Source organism: Photobacterium sp. R1 (assembly GCF_054600795.1).
The window spans coordinates 1-244 of sequence record NZ_BAAHZP010000869.1; the positions used below are offsets into that span (position 1 = coordinate 1).

The window sequence follows — 244 nt, forward strand, 5'->3', positions numbered from 1 at the left end:
TGCTTTCATACACCGAAGACGCACCCATTCACGGCCAATCGCACCTATTCCCGTGGCAGCCTCAGAAGCCACCATCACACTCCAGACGAGTGATAGCCATTCGCCACTCTGATATGCCGTAGCGACATAATCCACTCTCTGCCAGAAGGTCAGTCCCTCGCCCCCGAGCAGCAACGTCTTCAGCCAGAGTCCTTTTGAGCTGCGCTTGCCCAGTTTTTTCTGCAACTGCGCCTCAGCCTGCGTT

The 244-nt window shown here is 56.1% G+C and carries 1 pseudogene; it reads right to left on the reverse strand.

The features are described from left to right. Positions 1-244 (reverse strand): annotated as a pseudogene (locus ACYP03_RS27555) (YcjF family protein); the annotation flags it as partial.